The 13,121-nt window shown below is 68.5% G+C and carries 12 protein-coding genes and 1 riboswitch; of the genes, 5 read left to right on the top strand and 7 right to left on the bottom strand.

The window, feature by feature from the left end:
* Window positions 1–20: 20 nt before the first annotated feature.
* Window positions 21–1,820, bottom strand: a complete 1,800-nt coding sequence (thiC, locus tag IEX88_RS09720) for a phosphomethylpyrimidine synthase ThiC (RefSeq protein ID WP_188850419.1) — start codon at window positions 1,818–1,820, stop codon at window positions 21–23.
* Window positions 1,821–1,904: 84 nt separating this feature from the next.
* Window positions 1,905–2,020, bottom strand: a riboswitch (TPP riboswitch).
* 355 nt (window positions 2,021–2,375) lie between these two features.
* Between thiC and IEX88_RS09715 the strand changes: the two genes are divergently transcribed.
* Together IEX88_RS09715 and IEX88_RS09710 are read left to right on the top strand one after the other, a co-directional pair.
* Window positions 2,376–3,350: a diguanylate cyclase domain-containing protein gene (locus IEX88_RS09715; protein WP_188850418.1), complete on the top strand. Its 975-nt coding sequence runs from the start codon at window positions 2,376–2,378 to the stop codon at window positions 3,348–3,350.
* Window positions 3,351–3,451: 101 nt separating this feature from the next.
* A complete protein-coding gene (locus IEX88_RS09710; RefSeq protein ID WP_188850417.1) occupies window positions 3,452–4,642 on the top strand; it encodes a bis-aminopropyl spermidine synthase family protein in 1,191 nt (396 codons plus the stop codon).
* Here the strand turns inward: IEX88_RS09710 and IEX88_RS09705 are convergent.
* Genes IEX88_RS09705 through IEX88_RS09695 form a run of 3 tightly spaced genes read right to left on the bottom strand, consistent with a single transcriptional unit; the run spans window position 4,636 to window position 6,946 of the window.
* Window positions 4,636–4,890: an acyl carrier protein gene (locus IEX88_RS09705; RefSeq protein ID WP_188850416.1), complete on the bottom strand. Its 255-nt coding sequence runs from the start codon at window positions 4,888–4,890 to the stop codon at window positions 4,636–4,638. The genes IEX88_RS09710 and IEX88_RS09705 overlap by 7 nt on opposite strands.
* On the bottom strand, window positions 4,887–6,590 hold the full coding sequence (locus tag IEX88_RS09700; RefSeq protein ID WP_188850415.1) for an HAD-IIIC family phosphatase: 1,704 nt from the start codon (window positions 6,588–6,590) through the stop codon (window positions 4,887–4,889). Before IEX88_RS09700 ends, IEX88_RS09705 begins: the two co-directional genes overlap by 4 nt.
* Entirely contained in the window at window positions 6,590–6,946 is a 357-nt protein-coding gene (locus IEX88_RS09695; protein ID WP_188850414.1) for an S-adenosylmethionine decarboxylase family protein, read from the bottom strand. Before IEX88_RS09695 ends, IEX88_RS09700 begins: the two co-directional genes overlap by 1 nt.
* A gap of 207 nt (window positions 6,947–7,153) precedes the next feature.
* Between IEX88_RS09695 and IEX88_RS09690 the strand changes: the two genes are divergently transcribed.
* A complete protein-coding gene (locus IEX88_RS09690) occupies window positions 7,154–7,708 on the top strand; it encodes a GNAT family N-acetyltransferase (RefSeq protein WP_188850413.1) in 555 nt (184 codons plus the stop codon).
* Window positions 7,709–7,743: 35 nt separating this feature from the next.
* Here the strand turns inward: IEX88_RS09690 and IEX88_RS09685 are convergent, their stop codons facing one another.
* Window positions 7,744–8,505 carry an SDR family NAD(P)-dependent oxidoreductase gene (locus tag IEX88_RS09685; protein WP_188850412.1) on the bottom strand — a complete coding sequence of 254 codons (762 nt, stop codon included), beginning with the start codon at window positions 8,503–8,505 and terminating at the stop codon, window positions 7,744–7,746.
* A gap of 97 nt (window positions 8,506–8,602) precedes the next feature.
* On the bottom strand, window positions 8,603–9,082 hold the full coding sequence (locus tag IEX88_RS09680) for a TspO/MBR family protein (RefSeq protein WP_188850411.1): 480 nt from the start codon (window positions 9,080–9,082) through the stop codon (window positions 8,603–8,605).
* Between the two features lie 109 nt (window positions 9,083–9,191).
* Between IEX88_RS09680 and IEX88_RS09675 the strand changes: the two genes are divergently transcribed.
* On the top strand, window positions 9,192–10,373 hold the full coding sequence (locus IEX88_RS09675) for a glycosyltransferase family 4 protein (protein ID WP_244640016.1): 1,182 nt from the start codon (window positions 9,192–9,194) through the stop codon (window positions 10,371–10,373).
* Between the two features lie 187 nt (window positions 10,374–10,560).
* Window positions 10,561–11,262 (top strand): class I SAM-dependent methyltransferase, encoded by a 702-nt coding sequence (locus tag IEX88_RS09670; RefSeq protein WP_188850410.1) that lies wholly within the window; start codon window positions 10,561–10,563, stop codon window positions 11,260–11,262.
* Window positions 11,263–11,310: 48 nt separating this feature from the next.
* On the opposite strand, the gene IEX88_RS09665 is transcribed toward IEX88_RS09670, so the two are convergent.
* A complete protein-coding gene (locus IEX88_RS09665) occupies window positions 11,311–12,948 on the bottom strand; it encodes an FGGY-family carbohydrate kinase (protein WP_188850409.1) in 1,638 nt (545 codons plus the stop codon).
* Between the last annotated feature and the right edge of the window lie 173 nt (window positions 12,949–13,121).

The raw sequence follows: 13,121 nt of genomic DNA, 5'->3' as shown, positions 1-13,121 counted from the left end.
CCGAGGCTGGCATGCCCACCCTACTCCCCCGCCGGCATATAAAGATCCCCGCCGTCGCGATACTTCTGCGCCATGGCTTCCATCCCCTCCTTCTGGGCCTCGGCGCGGATGTCGTGGCTGATCTTCATCGAGCAGAATTTCGGGCCGCACATCGAGCAGAAATGCGCCGTCTTGTGCGCTTCCTTGGGGAGAGTCGCATCATGGAAGAGGCGCGCCGTCTCGGGGTCGAGCGAAAGGTTGAACTGGTCCTCCCAGCGGAACTCGAAGCGGGCACGGGACAGCGCGTCGTCGCGCAGCTGCGCCGCCGGATGACCCTTGGCGAGATCGGCGGCATGCGCGGCGATCTTGTAGGTGATGACGCCGACCTTCACGTCGTCGCGGTCGGGAAGCCCCAGATGCTCCTTCGGCGTGACGTAGCAGAGCATGGCCGTGCCGAACCAGCCGATCATCGCCGCGCCGATCCCCGAGGTGATGTGGTCGTAGCCGGGCGCGATGTCAGTGACCAAGGGTCCGAGCGTATAGAAGGGCGCGTCGCCGCAGACCTTCACCTGGCGCTCGACGTTCTCCTTGATCTTGTGCATCGGCACATGGCCGGGGCCCTCGATCATCACCTGGCAGTCTTTCGCCCAGGCGATCTGCGTCAGTTCGCCCAGCGTATCCAGTTCGGCGAACTGCGCGGCGTCGTTGGCGTCGGCGATGGAGCCGGGGCGCAGGCCGTCGCCGAGCGAGAAGGAGACGTCGTACATCCGGCAGATGTCGCAGATCTCCTCGAAATGCTCGTAGAGAAAACTCTCGCGGTGATGGTGCAGGCACCATTTTGCCATGATCGAGCCGCCGCGCGACACGATGCCGGTGACGCGCTCGACCGTCAGCGGGATGTGGCGCAGGCGAAGCCCGGCATGCACGGTGAAATAGTCGACGCCCTGCTCGGCCTGCTCGATCAGCGTATCGCGATAGACCTCCCAGGTGAGATTCTCGGCGATGCCGTCGACCTTCTCCAGCGCCTGGTAGAGCGGCACCGTGCCGATCGGCACCGGCGCGTTGCGGATGATCCAGTCGCGGATGTTGTGAATGTTGCGGCCCGTGGAGAGATCCATGACGGTGTCGGCGCCCCAGCGGATCGCCCAGACCATTTTCTCCACCTCCTCGGCCATCGACGAGGTCACGGCGGAATTGCCGATATTGGCGTTGATCTTGACCAGGAAGTTGCGGCCGATCGCCATCGGCTCGAGCTCGGGATGGTTGATGTTGGCGGGGATGATCGCCCGGCCCGAGGCGACTTCGTCGCGCACCCATTCCGGCGTGATGAAATCGGGCGTCACCGCCGAGAACGGTTCGCCGTCGCGTTTCAGGGCAGCAGTGGCACGCTCGCGGCCGAGATTCTCGCGGATGGCGACGAACTCCATCTCGGGCGTGACGATACCGGCGCGGGCGAAGGCGAGCTGCGTCACCGCCTTGCCGCCGACGGCACGCAATGGGCGGTGCTGGACGGGAAAGGCGGGCGTGAGCTTGGCTTCCGGCAGGTTGCCGTTGTCCTCGGGCTTCAGCGCGCGTCCGTCATAGGCCTCGACATGCGCTTGCGACCAGGCCTGGCGCAAGCGCGGCAGGCCCTTGGCGATGTCGACGGTGAAGGCCGCATCGGTAAAGGGGCCGGAGGAGTCGTAGACGGTGACCGGCGGCTCTCCCGCGGTGGGATGGACAGCGATCTGGCGCATCGGCACCCGAATTTCCGGGTGCACCGTTCCGGCCCGGTAGACCTTGGTGGAGGCGGGAAGCGGACCGGAGGTGACGGACACCACGGGCGGGATATGGACATTCATGAGGGATTCTCCTTCGACGACGCGTTGGAGACCCAGCTCTGCTTTCGGTGATCGAACGAGTCGTCCGGCAATCCGGCCATCAGCCGCGGCGACTCTCCCCATCCCTACGCCAGTATGAACTGGATCAGGTTCTTAGGGTCGCCACGCGCTTATCGCCGTTGGCCTCTCAGTTCCCTGCCGGAACTCCCCTTGGTACGCTGCAAAGGGTAACCCGTTCGGCCGACCTGTCAAGCTGACACCCGCCTCCGCCGCTCAGGCCGTCCTCAGAGCCCTCGATGCCAAGGTTGCCCGCGCGGCGGAGACCGAGCATCACGCGGACGTGACCAATGTCAGTAGATGCCTAGAGAATAAATTCATACGTAAGCGCTACAACACACAGATGATTCTTAGCAAAAGCGACAGAGCCATATGACTGCCCCCGACCCGGCCCTGGCATTGCCGCCCCTTCGTCAGACAGACCCGGAGCCGGCCGAGAGAGCCGGGGTTCAGACCGATCCATGGCAGCGGGGCGATCCCCGCCAGACGCCGCCATGGCCCGCCTGCGCAGACACGCGGATGCCCTCCCTGCCCGAGGATGCGGTGGCGACCATCGGGCGCCTTCAGGCGCTGATCCGGGAGCAGGACGCCGTCATCCGCAGCCAGGCCGAAGCCCTCGCGCAGAGCCACCAACTCTTCGAACGCGCCTCGGCCGCGGCGCGGATCGGGGTCTGGCAATGCGACCTGTCGGACGACTCGCTGACCTGGTCCGATGTCGTCTACGACCTTTTCGACGCCCCCCGCGGATCGGTCCTCGACCGGGCCAGCACCGTGGAATGCTATACGCCGCAGTCGCGGGAAGCGCTGCACACCCTGCGCAGCCAGGCGATCGCCGAGCGTTCGGGCTTCACGCTCGACGCGGAAATCGTCACGCCTCAGGGTCGGCATCGCTGGATCCGGCTGACCGCGACCGTGCAATGCGAGAATGGCGTCGCCGTGCGCATCTTCGGCATGAAGCAGGACATTACCGACGAGAAAATCCTCTCCGACCGGACCCGCTACCTCGCGGAATTCGATTCGATGACGGGCCTGGCCAACCGCCACCGTTTCGAGGATCGTCTGGCGAGCATCGGCGCCCATGCCACCAGCGCCATTGGGTCGCTGCTCCTGGTGGACCTCGACGGCTTCAAGCAGATCAACGACACTTTCGGGCACGCGCTCGGCGACGAATGCCTCGTCGAGATGGCCCGGCGTCTTGGCCAGAGCTGCCACGGCGCGGAACTGGTGGCGCGGATCGGCGGCGACGAGTTTGCGATTCTGCTGGGTGCCGACCTGGCGGAAACCGAGGTTCTGGACCAGGCGGCCCGCATCGTGACCGCGCTGAGCCAGCCGGTCGAATGCACCGATCTCACTCTGACGCTGAGCGCCTCGGTGGGGATCGCCCTGGTAAAGGACAGCGCGCCTTCGGACCTGTTTCGCCACGCCGACAATGCGCTCTATGCCGCAAAAGCCGCCGGGCGGAACACGTTCCGGCTGTTTCAGAACTTCGTCTGAGGCGCCACGAGGGGAGCATGCCGGCAGACCGAGCGGGGAAGACCGCGGCAAACCGGTGGGCCCTGGTGGACATCGCCGACGCTTCACGCTCTAGCTCGTCCATGACCGATCGAGAAACAACCGGCGCCGCGGCGCCCTCCCGCCTGACCGCCATCGCCGCCGCGACCGACCTGCGCGAGGGCGCCGAGGGCGTGGCGCTGATCCTGCGCACCGCGTTTCGCGACGGCCCGCTGCTGCTGCGCGATCTGGCGAAAGCCGTGCGCATGCCGCTGCCGGTCGTTGGCGCGGTTCGGCGCGAGCTGGAGCTGGCCGGCCTCCTCGACCGCGGCCATGGCGTCGAGCTGAGCCTCGCCGGGCAGGATTTCTGCCGCGACGTCCTCGGCGTCTCCGCCCGCCACGATTCGCGCTGTTCCTGCTGTCACGGCCACGGCGTCGTCGTCGCGCCGGATCTGGAGCGGGTGCTGCGCCTCCTGGAAGAACACGCGGCCCTCGGGCCCCCGGTCGACGTCACGCTCGACCAGGCGCCCTGCACGCCCGAGACGGCGCTGCGCCGGGCACTCGCCATGCACGAGGCCGGGGCTCTCGACGGACGCTCGATCATCATCCTCGGCGACGACGATTCGATGTCGGTGGCCTTGATGCTCCTGGCACAGGCGATCGGCGCCAGGCCGCGGCGGCTGACCGTGCTCGAACTCGATCCCGGCCGCATCGCGCACCTCGACGGTGCGCGGCAGCGGCATGACCTCGCCTTCGATCTCGTCGCCCACGATCTGCGCGAGCCGCTGCCGGCCGATCTTGCCGGGCGCTTCGACGTGTTCGAGACCGACCCGCCCTACACCGTCGATGGCATGAGCCTCTTCGTCTCGCGCGGTCTGGAGGCGTTACGCAGCGAGCCGGGACTGCCGGGCTTCCTGTCCTACGGCGACCTCGCCCCCGACGATCTTCTCGACCTGCAGGCGCGGCTGACCGAGATGGGGCTGGTCGCGACGCGCATCCGGCCCTCCTTCAACCACTACCAGGGCGCCTCGATTCTCGGCTCGGTTGGCCAGCTGATCGACCTGAAGACCACCCGTCGGACGAAATCCGTGACGGGGGCGGAAACCTTCGCCGCGCCGATCTACACCGGCGAGGTGCGTCCGCGCGAGCGCCGCTACCAGTGCCGCGCCTGCGCCGCGATCACCGAAGTCGGCCTTGCCGAGGCCTTTGCGACGATCGAGGCGCTGAAGGAAAAGGGCTGCCCGTCCTGCGGCGGCACGGTCTTCAAGCGTCTGCACGCCAAGACGGCCTACTGACGGCCCTGGCGCGAGGCCGCGGCCTGCACCGCGGCGAAAAGGCCCTGAATGCTGCCGGCGGTCTCGATCTCGCCCATGGTCAGCGACACGCCGAACTGCGCCTCGGCCGCCAGCACGATGCGCACCTGGCCAAAACTGTCCCAGGCCGCGAGATCCACCCCTTGGGTGTCCGGTCCGAGATCGCCTGCCGGGATTTCCAGCACGTCGGCGACGAGCTGGATGATGGCGTCGAGGGTTACGTCGTTCACCTGTCACTCCCGGTCAGTGGATCGATCAGAACAAGGCCATCGGGCTTTTGGAGGCCTGCCGCCGCGAGCGCCAGCTGCCATTCGCCTTCCCGCTCGACGAAGCCATGGCGGGCGAGGCAGTCGCGCGCCGGCTCGTTGCGCGCCAGAATCGCGATCCGGCCGGTGAGGCGCGACAGGCCGAGTGCCCGGGCGCGGCCCGCCAGTGCGTGCAGCATGGCGCCTTCGACGCCGCGCTCGAGCGCCCGGCAGCTGAGGCAGAAGGCGTCGATCACGGCATCGTCGCCGCGGATCGAGGCCAGCACCAGTCCGACCAGCCCATGCGCGCCGAAGGCGTCGTCGAGCTGCGCCATGAAGTCCAGCCCGCCCGGGCGAGCGCCCAGTTCGAGCACGTTGGGGCGCAGCGCGGTAAAGCGGAACTGGTTGACGCGGGAAGCGAGCTCGGCCGCGCGCGGCAGGAGATCGGGCTCCAGCGGCCGGATCGTCACCTCGGTTTTCAGGCTCTGCAGGAAGGCCGCCGCGTCGGGCGCGCCGGCCCTGAGATGGTCGACCGCAGCCTTGCGTTGGTACTGCTCGGCCCGCGCCGCGGAATTGGACACCGAGCCTCCCGCCAGCAGCGGATCCCCGAGCAGCGTTGCCGCAAAGCCGTCGCCGGTGAAGCGGCGCACGTCCATTTCCGGAAAGCGAGCGGCGACCTTGGCGCAGTTCACCGGATCGTCGTCGACGAAGACCGCGTGCGCCGAAGAAAGGCCAAGCCGATCCAGGACTTCGGCGACAAGGCCAGGTTTGTCGGACCAGCCGACGGCCCGGGCGGAGAAATCGCCGAGGGAGAGCGGCGCGTCCCCCAGCGTTTCGAAATGTCGCTCGACGTCGGCGGGATCGTTACGACTGGCGAGGGCAAGGACGAAGCCGCGCTGCCGCAGCGCTGCGAGCGTCTCGGCATAGGCGCGATCGAGCTCCGGCGGAGCGGCGCCCTCGCTGGCCTCGCCCAGCACGCCGCGCCACAGCGTTCCGTCGAGGTCGGTCACCAGAAGTTTTGGCGCCGTGCCCTTCAGGCGGGCGGCGAGCCCCGCCGCCGCGTCGGCCAGGCGGTCGGCAGCCGCCGGAGACAGGATCGCTCCGAAAGTCGCGGCAAAGCGGGCGTCGAAGACCGGCGTCCCGTCCGCCGGCAGCGGCAGCACGATCACCCCGCCGCCTTCGGCCGGCGAGTTGGGGGATGCCGGCGCGAAATCCGCGATGGCGACCGGGGCGAGCGCGCGGGCGGCGACCGCCGTGGCGGCATCGGACACCATGTCCCCGCGGCCACCGGCCTCGTCCGGCAGGCACATCAGGACGAGGTCGAGGTCCGCGAAGAGCTTTGTCGCCGGGTCAGCCAGGGCGGTGCGCAGGTCCAGAACGCCCTCGATGGCGCGGATGTCCACGGCGAGGCCTGCTATGGCGAAAGCGAGGCGGAGCGCGTCCTCGATCGGCCGGGGCTGCTGCGCCGTCACCAGCAAGAGGCGGACGGGCTCGCCGAACCGGGCGGGCGCGGCCGCTTCGGCGGAGCGTAGCAGGCTGGCGGCCCGCGCCGTGCCGAGCGCGGCGCGCGCCTGCCGCAGTTCCCGCGTCAAGGCGCCCCGACCCTCGGCGGCGGCGGCAGTGATCGATCCCGCCGAGGGCAGCACTCCCTCGGCCGGGACAAAACGCCACCAGCCGTCCGTCATCAGGCGACTTCGAGGGATTCGATCGAGCGGGTGACGTAGCTGCGCTCGACGAGACCGTCGGGACAGAGCCAGCGCGCGACCTCGTCGACCGCCGCATCCTCGGACATGTCGGGATTGCACAGGAGAATATCGACGAGCACCATGCGGTATTCCGGCCAGGTGGTCAGCATGATGTGGCTCTCGGCCAGGAACACCACCAGCGTGATGCCGTGCGGCACGTAGCGCTGGGCGTGCTCGCCGATGATGGTCGCGCCAGCCGCCGTCGCCGCGGCCAGCGCCGCGTCGCGCAGCACGACCTCGTCCTCGATCTGCGGACCGCAGTTGCGCATGTCCGCCAGGACCTGCCGAATTTTCATGGCGTCACCATCGCTTGGGAGGTTCGTCCCCTTTGCAAGGATCGTCGCCCGTCCCGGGGTTTGCCGCCGTCATCGGCCGCGCCCTGCTTCGTCTGGCGGGAAGCCCGCCGCTGGCTCCCTATAGTCATTGCCCGCCGGAGCGGCAAGGCTTGCGGAAGGCGGCGACGGCTTGGTACGACACAAGCACGCTCCGGAAGAAAGTCTGCCATGTCCCGCGAAACCGCGCCCGCCGCTGCCGACGCCTCGCCCGGCGCCGCGCCGCGCCCGGTGCCGACAATCCGCAACTTCAAGCCGGCCGACATCGACGCCGTCGCCGGGTTCGAGGCGGAGATCGCCGTGCGCTCCTTCGCCGACGAGGCGGTCACCGATCTCGACCACTACCGCAAGAAGCTCGGCAAGCTGCTGAAATACGGCGACGACTGGACGAAGGTGCTGGTCGTGCCGACCGAGGGCGGCCCCGACACCGTCGTCGGCTGGGCCTGGGTGGCGCCGCGCCAGAATTTCATCACCGGCGAAACCTATGCCGATTTCCGCAGCCTCTACGTCGACGGCGCGAAGGCCGGGCCTTCCGCCGCGATCATGCTGCTGCGCGCGGTGCTGGCGCATTGCGAGGCCAAGGGTTTCACTCGCATCGTGGGGCGCACGGCGACGAGCAATGCGGCGATGCGCTCCCTCTACGCGCTGGCCGGCTTCCAGGAGCGCCACGTGGTCTACGAGATGGACATCGGTGCGGCGGCCGCAGGCCGCCGCCCGACCGGCTGAGCGGCCGCCGTCGCGGCGCGCCCGGCCCTTCCGGCTCAGATCGAGCCGGCTTCGACCATGAAATTGTTCGCCGTGCACATCGCCGCGTCGTCGGAGGCGAGAAACAGCACCATGCGCGCGAGATAGACCGGCTCGATCTCCACCGGCAGGCACTGGCGCTGGAGACTGGCCTCGAGCGCCTCCGGCGTCACCCAGAGTTCCTTCTGGCGCTCGGTCATCACCCAGCCGGGCACGACGGTGTTCACCCGGATGAGGTGCTTGCCGAGATCGCGGGCAAACGAGCGGGTCATGCCATGCACGGCCGACTTCGCCGTCGTGTAGACCGGCATGTTGCCGACCGCCTGCCACCAGGAGTTCGAGCCGAGATTGACGATCGAGCCCTTGCGCGCCGCGATCATGCCCGGCGCCACCGCCTGGATGGCGAAGAACATGTGGCGCAGGTTTGTGGCGATGCGCTCGTCGTAATAGTCGGGCGTGACGTCCTCCCAGCCATGGCGGTCGTCGCGGGCGGCGTTGTTCACCAGAACCCCGGCCGGACCGTTGGTCGCTTCGAGAGCCGCGAAGGCCGCCTTCAGCGCGTCGATGTCCTTGAGGTCGCAGGCCTCGAAGGCGACGCGCTGCCCCGTTGCCGAGAGTTCCGCCGCCAATGCCGTGCCCCGCACGGCGTCGATGTCGACGAAGCCGACCCTGGCATCCTGCGCCGCGAAGGCGCGAACGATCTCCGCCCCGATGCCCGAGGCGCCGCCGGTGACGACGACGGCGACGTCTTTCAGGCTGGGATAGCTGGCGAACTGCATGTTGGGCTCCCGTGTCGCGCATGGCCCGGTGAGCGGGCGCGCCGTGAACCGCTTGCATCATTCCTGATCCGGCAGGTCAAGCGGGTGGGACGCCTGTTCAGGAGGTGGCGAAGCGGCCGGGATTGAGACGCCAAACCGAATAGTTCAGCAAGCCTGCAATGGTGACCCAGGCGGCGTAGGGAACGAGCATCCAGGCGGCCAGGGCGCTGATCGGCGCGAAGGCGAAGATGGTCGCGACGATCGCGAGCCAGAGCGCCACGAGGTCGAAGAAGGCAATATCAGGTCGCCGCCGGCCGAAGAAGAGGTAGGACCACAGGCCGTTCAGAACCAGTTGCAGCGCGTAGAAGGCGAAGGCCGATGGGGCCAGGCCGACCTCCCGCCAGACCAACCAGCCGGACACGGCGATCATCAGGAACAGCACGGACCAGACGACCGGAAAGGCCCAGTTCGGGGGCGTCCAGGACGGCTTGTCGAGGCCGCGATACCACTCGCCGGGCTTGAACACGGCCCCGCTGGATGCCACCGCAAAGGACACCACCAGAAAGGCGAACAGAGCAAGGGCGGAAGAGAGGGTCATCGGCCTATCCGGGAGAGTTCGGGCGCATGGATCAAGATAGTGCGGCGCCGCCCGAGCGAAAGTGCGGCACGCGGTCCCCAGCGCTTTGCCTGCCGCGGACAAAGGAGCTATGGCAGGGACCACCCGCTTTGCCCTCCCGGACCTGCCCATGCCTGCCGAGCAACCCCGGCGAAAAATCGTCTTCGTCGTCACCGAGGACTGGTTCTTCGTCTCGCATTTCCTGCCGATGGTGCGCGCCGCCCAGGGGCTCGGCCTTTCCGTCGTCGTGGTCACGCGGGTGCGCGCCCACGCCGGCGCGATCGAGGCGACCGGCGCGCGCGTCGTGCCGCTGGAAGCCGAGCGCCGCAGCCTCAATCCCTTGGCGGCCCTTTCGACGGCGCGGCGTCTGGCCGCCATCCTGGCGCGCGAGCAGCCGGACATCGTGCACTGCATCGCGCTGAAATCGATTGTCGTCGGCGGCGCGGCGGCGCGGCGCGCCGGCATCGACCGCCGCGTCTACGCCCTCACCGGCCTCGGCCTCATCGGCGCCAAGCGCGACCGCGTCGGGCGCCTGGCGCGGGCTGGCCTGCGGCTCGTCCTGCGCGGCGCCCTGGAGACGCCTCGGACGCGCTACCTCTTCGAGAATGCCGATGATCCTCGGCTGCTGGGGCTCGATCCCGCCGGCGACAACGTCACCATCGTCGGCGGCGCCGGCATCGATCCCGACCGACTGTCTCCGAGCCCGCCGCCGGCTCTGCCGCCGCTCCGGATCGCCGTGGTCGCCCGGATGCTCTGGTCGAAGGGCGTCGACGTCGCGGTGGAGGCGACGCAGCTGGCGCGGCAGCAGGGCGCCGACATCACCCTGTCGCTGTTCGGCGCCCCCGATCCGTCCAACCCCAAGGCGATCCCCGCCGACCGGCTGACGGCCTGGTCCGCCCTCGACGGGATCACCTGGCACGGCCGGGCCGAGGACATTTCCGCCGTCTGGCGCGACCATCACGTCGCCTGCCTGCCCTCACGCGGCGGCGAGGGCCTGCCGTTGACGTTGCTCGAATCAGCGGCCTGCGGACGGGCGCTGGTGACGACCGACGTGCCGGGCTGCCGCAGTTTCGTGCGGGACGGGATCGACGGCCTGATCGTTCCGCCCGGAGACCCGGGCGCCCTCGCCGCGGCCTTCCGACGCCTTGCCGCCGAGCCCTCACTGGTCGAGGCCATGGGGCGAGCCGCCCGCCAGCATGTCCTCGACGGCTACACGCAGGCACAGGTAACGGGCGCCGTCGGCGCGCTCTACCAGGACATGCTGGACGGCTGACCGGCTCCGCCGGGCAATTCAGGCAGCAACCTCGCTCCAGACCTCGGCGAATGGGCAATAGACCCATCCCGCAGCAGGCTCGAAGGCGGATCAAGCGGCATTAACCACGATAAAAGCACTGAGCATTTAACAGGGGACTTTTTTCGTTCCTGTCGTTATGCCTTAACTGATCGTTAAGGAACCGACCATGCGCGCTTTTAGCATCATCCGCTCCAATACATGGTCGAAGCCGGATCCGATGGCGTCGGATCGCAGTGTCGAATTCAGGTTTCGCGCCCGACGATTTGCCTACATCGCGTCGATCATCGAAGAATTGCTTGAAACCCGCACGTCCATCCGCATTCTGGACGTCGGCGGAACGGAAGACTACTGGCGGATCGCCCGGGAACTCCTCGCCCGCTATCGCGACCGGATCTCGATCACGCTGGTCAACACGGAAATGCAGAACGTCGCCGACACCGGCCTGTTCAGGACGCTCTGCGCCGATGCCTGCGAGCCGGATTTCCTGGCCGGCGACCATTACGATCTCGTCCACTCCAACTCGGTCATCGAGCATGTCGGCGACGCGGCCCGGATGGCGGCCTTTTCGGAAAACATCCAGCGGCTCGGCCGCCGCTACTACGTCCAGACGCCCAATTACTGGTTTCCGCTCGAGCCCCATTTCCGGGTCATCGGCTTCCAATGGCTGCCGATCGCGCTCCGGGCATGGCTGATGCGGCGCTTCAACCTCGGCTTCTTCCCCCGCGCGAAGACCGATGCCGAGGCGATGTCCAACGTCGCCGAGATCCGCCTCCTGAACGCCCGCCAGATGCGGCAATTGTTCCCGCGGGCCGAGCAGCGCATCGAGCGCGTCGCCGGCCTGTCGAAGTCGATCATGGCGGCGGGCTGAAAGCGCGGCGCTTCGGGCAGATGCCCGACCGAAACCGGGATGGTGGGGTCAGACGTCCTGCATGATCCGGCGGACAGTCCGTTCGCTCTGCTGCAAGGCGCCATAGGCGGCATATTTGGCGGCGTGATAGGCGGCCGTCGCCCCCGTGGCCGGCACGATTTCCTCGCCCGTCCGGCACATCGCCGCCGCCGCGCTCCTAAGATCCGGATAATGGCCGCCAGCAACGGCGCCAAGCATGGCCGAGCCGAGGAGAACCGGCTCCACCGTTTCCGGCAGCGCGACATAGAGATCGGCGGCATCGGCGAGGATACGCCGCAGCAGTGGACTGCGGGCGGCGCCGCCGCTGACGACGATGGTGCCGATGACGACGCCGCGCCGGCGCATCGCCTCGACGATCTGCCGTGTGCCGTAGCAGAGGCCGCAAAGGCCGGCGACGAACAGCCGGACGAGGCTGTCGAGACTGGTGTCGAGACCCAGGCCCGCGATCGCCGCCTTGGCCTTCGGATCGGCCTCCGGCGACCGGTTGCCGAGAAATTCCGGCACGATGTGGAGATCCCGCGCCAGCCGGGCCGCGGCTTCCAGCGAGCCGGCCATCGCGACGGCGCGCTGTTCCAGGAAGTCGAGCAGGCCGAGATCTTTGGCCGCCGCCGCCTCGCGTGCCGCGGCCGCGGCCGGGTGCAGACCGACGAGGTAGTCGAGGCCGGCCCCGTAGGCGGACTGGCCGCCCTCGAGCAGCCAGTAATCCGGCAGCAAGGCGCCGAAATACGGACCCCAAACCCCATCGACGAAGGCCGCCTGGGGCGTCAGCGCCATGGCGCAGGACGACGTACCCATGATCATCGCCAGCTGCGCCGCCGGATCGGCCGGCGCCTCGCCGGCGGCATTGCGGCCACCCAGCGTGCCGACGCCGCCGGCGTGCGCGTCGATCAGCGACGCCCCAACCGGCGTGCCCGCGCAAAGGCCCAACTCGGCGGCGGCAGCGGCCGTCAGCCCCGTGCCGAGCGGCGAGGCGATGTCGACGATCTCGGTGCCGATGCGGGCAAAACCCTCGTCGGCAAGTTCCCCTAGGCCGATGGTGTGAAAGTAGTCGGCATCCCAGCGGCGCTCGTGCGCCAGATAGGTCCACTTGCAGGTCACCGTGCAGACCGAGCGGGCGAGGCTGCCTGTGGCGCGGTAGGACAGGAAATCGGCGAGGTCGAAGAAGTGGCCAGCGCGGCGGAAGATGTCCGGCCGATGTTCCTTCAGCCACAGCAGTTTCGGCGTCTCCATCTCCGGCGAGATGACGCCGCCGACATAGGTCAGGACGGCATGATGGGTGGCGTTGATGCGCCGGGTCTGGTCCATGGCGCGGTGGTCCATCCAGACGATCACGTCGCGCTGCGGATCCTCGGACGGACCGACGGGCAGCGACCCGCCCGCGGCGTCGAGGACGACCAGCGAACAGGTGGCATCGAAACCGATGCCGCCCACGGCTTCGGGGGCGCCGCCGGCCTTCGTCATGGCCTCGCGCATCGAAGCGACCACCGCCGCCCAGATGTCGGCGGACGACTGTTCGACCAGGCCGCCCTCTTCGTGCCAGGTGCGGATCGGGCGCCGCGCCGCGCCGCGCAGGCGGCCCAGGCCATCGAACACCCCGGCCCGCGCGCTGCCGGTGCCGACATCGACGCCGATGAAGAGCTTGTCCATGGTCACTCCCGATACCGTTCGGGAAGCACCTAGAACATCGGGCGACGAATCGGAAGCGGGGCTGACGTGGGTTCGCGACGGCGGCGGCACTCCATTCACACTGCCCTCGCCGCTTCGTCATCCCGGACTTGATCCAAGATCCATTCCAAGTCGTTGAACAAGCGTCCTAACCG

Source organism: Aureimonas glaciei (assembly GCF_014643375.1).
In the GTDB taxonomy this organism is placed as follows: domain Bacteria; phylum Pseudomonadota; class Alphaproteobacteria; order Rhizobiales; family Rhizobiaceae; genus Plantimonas; species Plantimonas glaciei.
The sequence above is the reverse complement of the archived record's forward strand: the minus strand, read 5'-3'. Positions and strand labels throughout refer to the sequence as shown.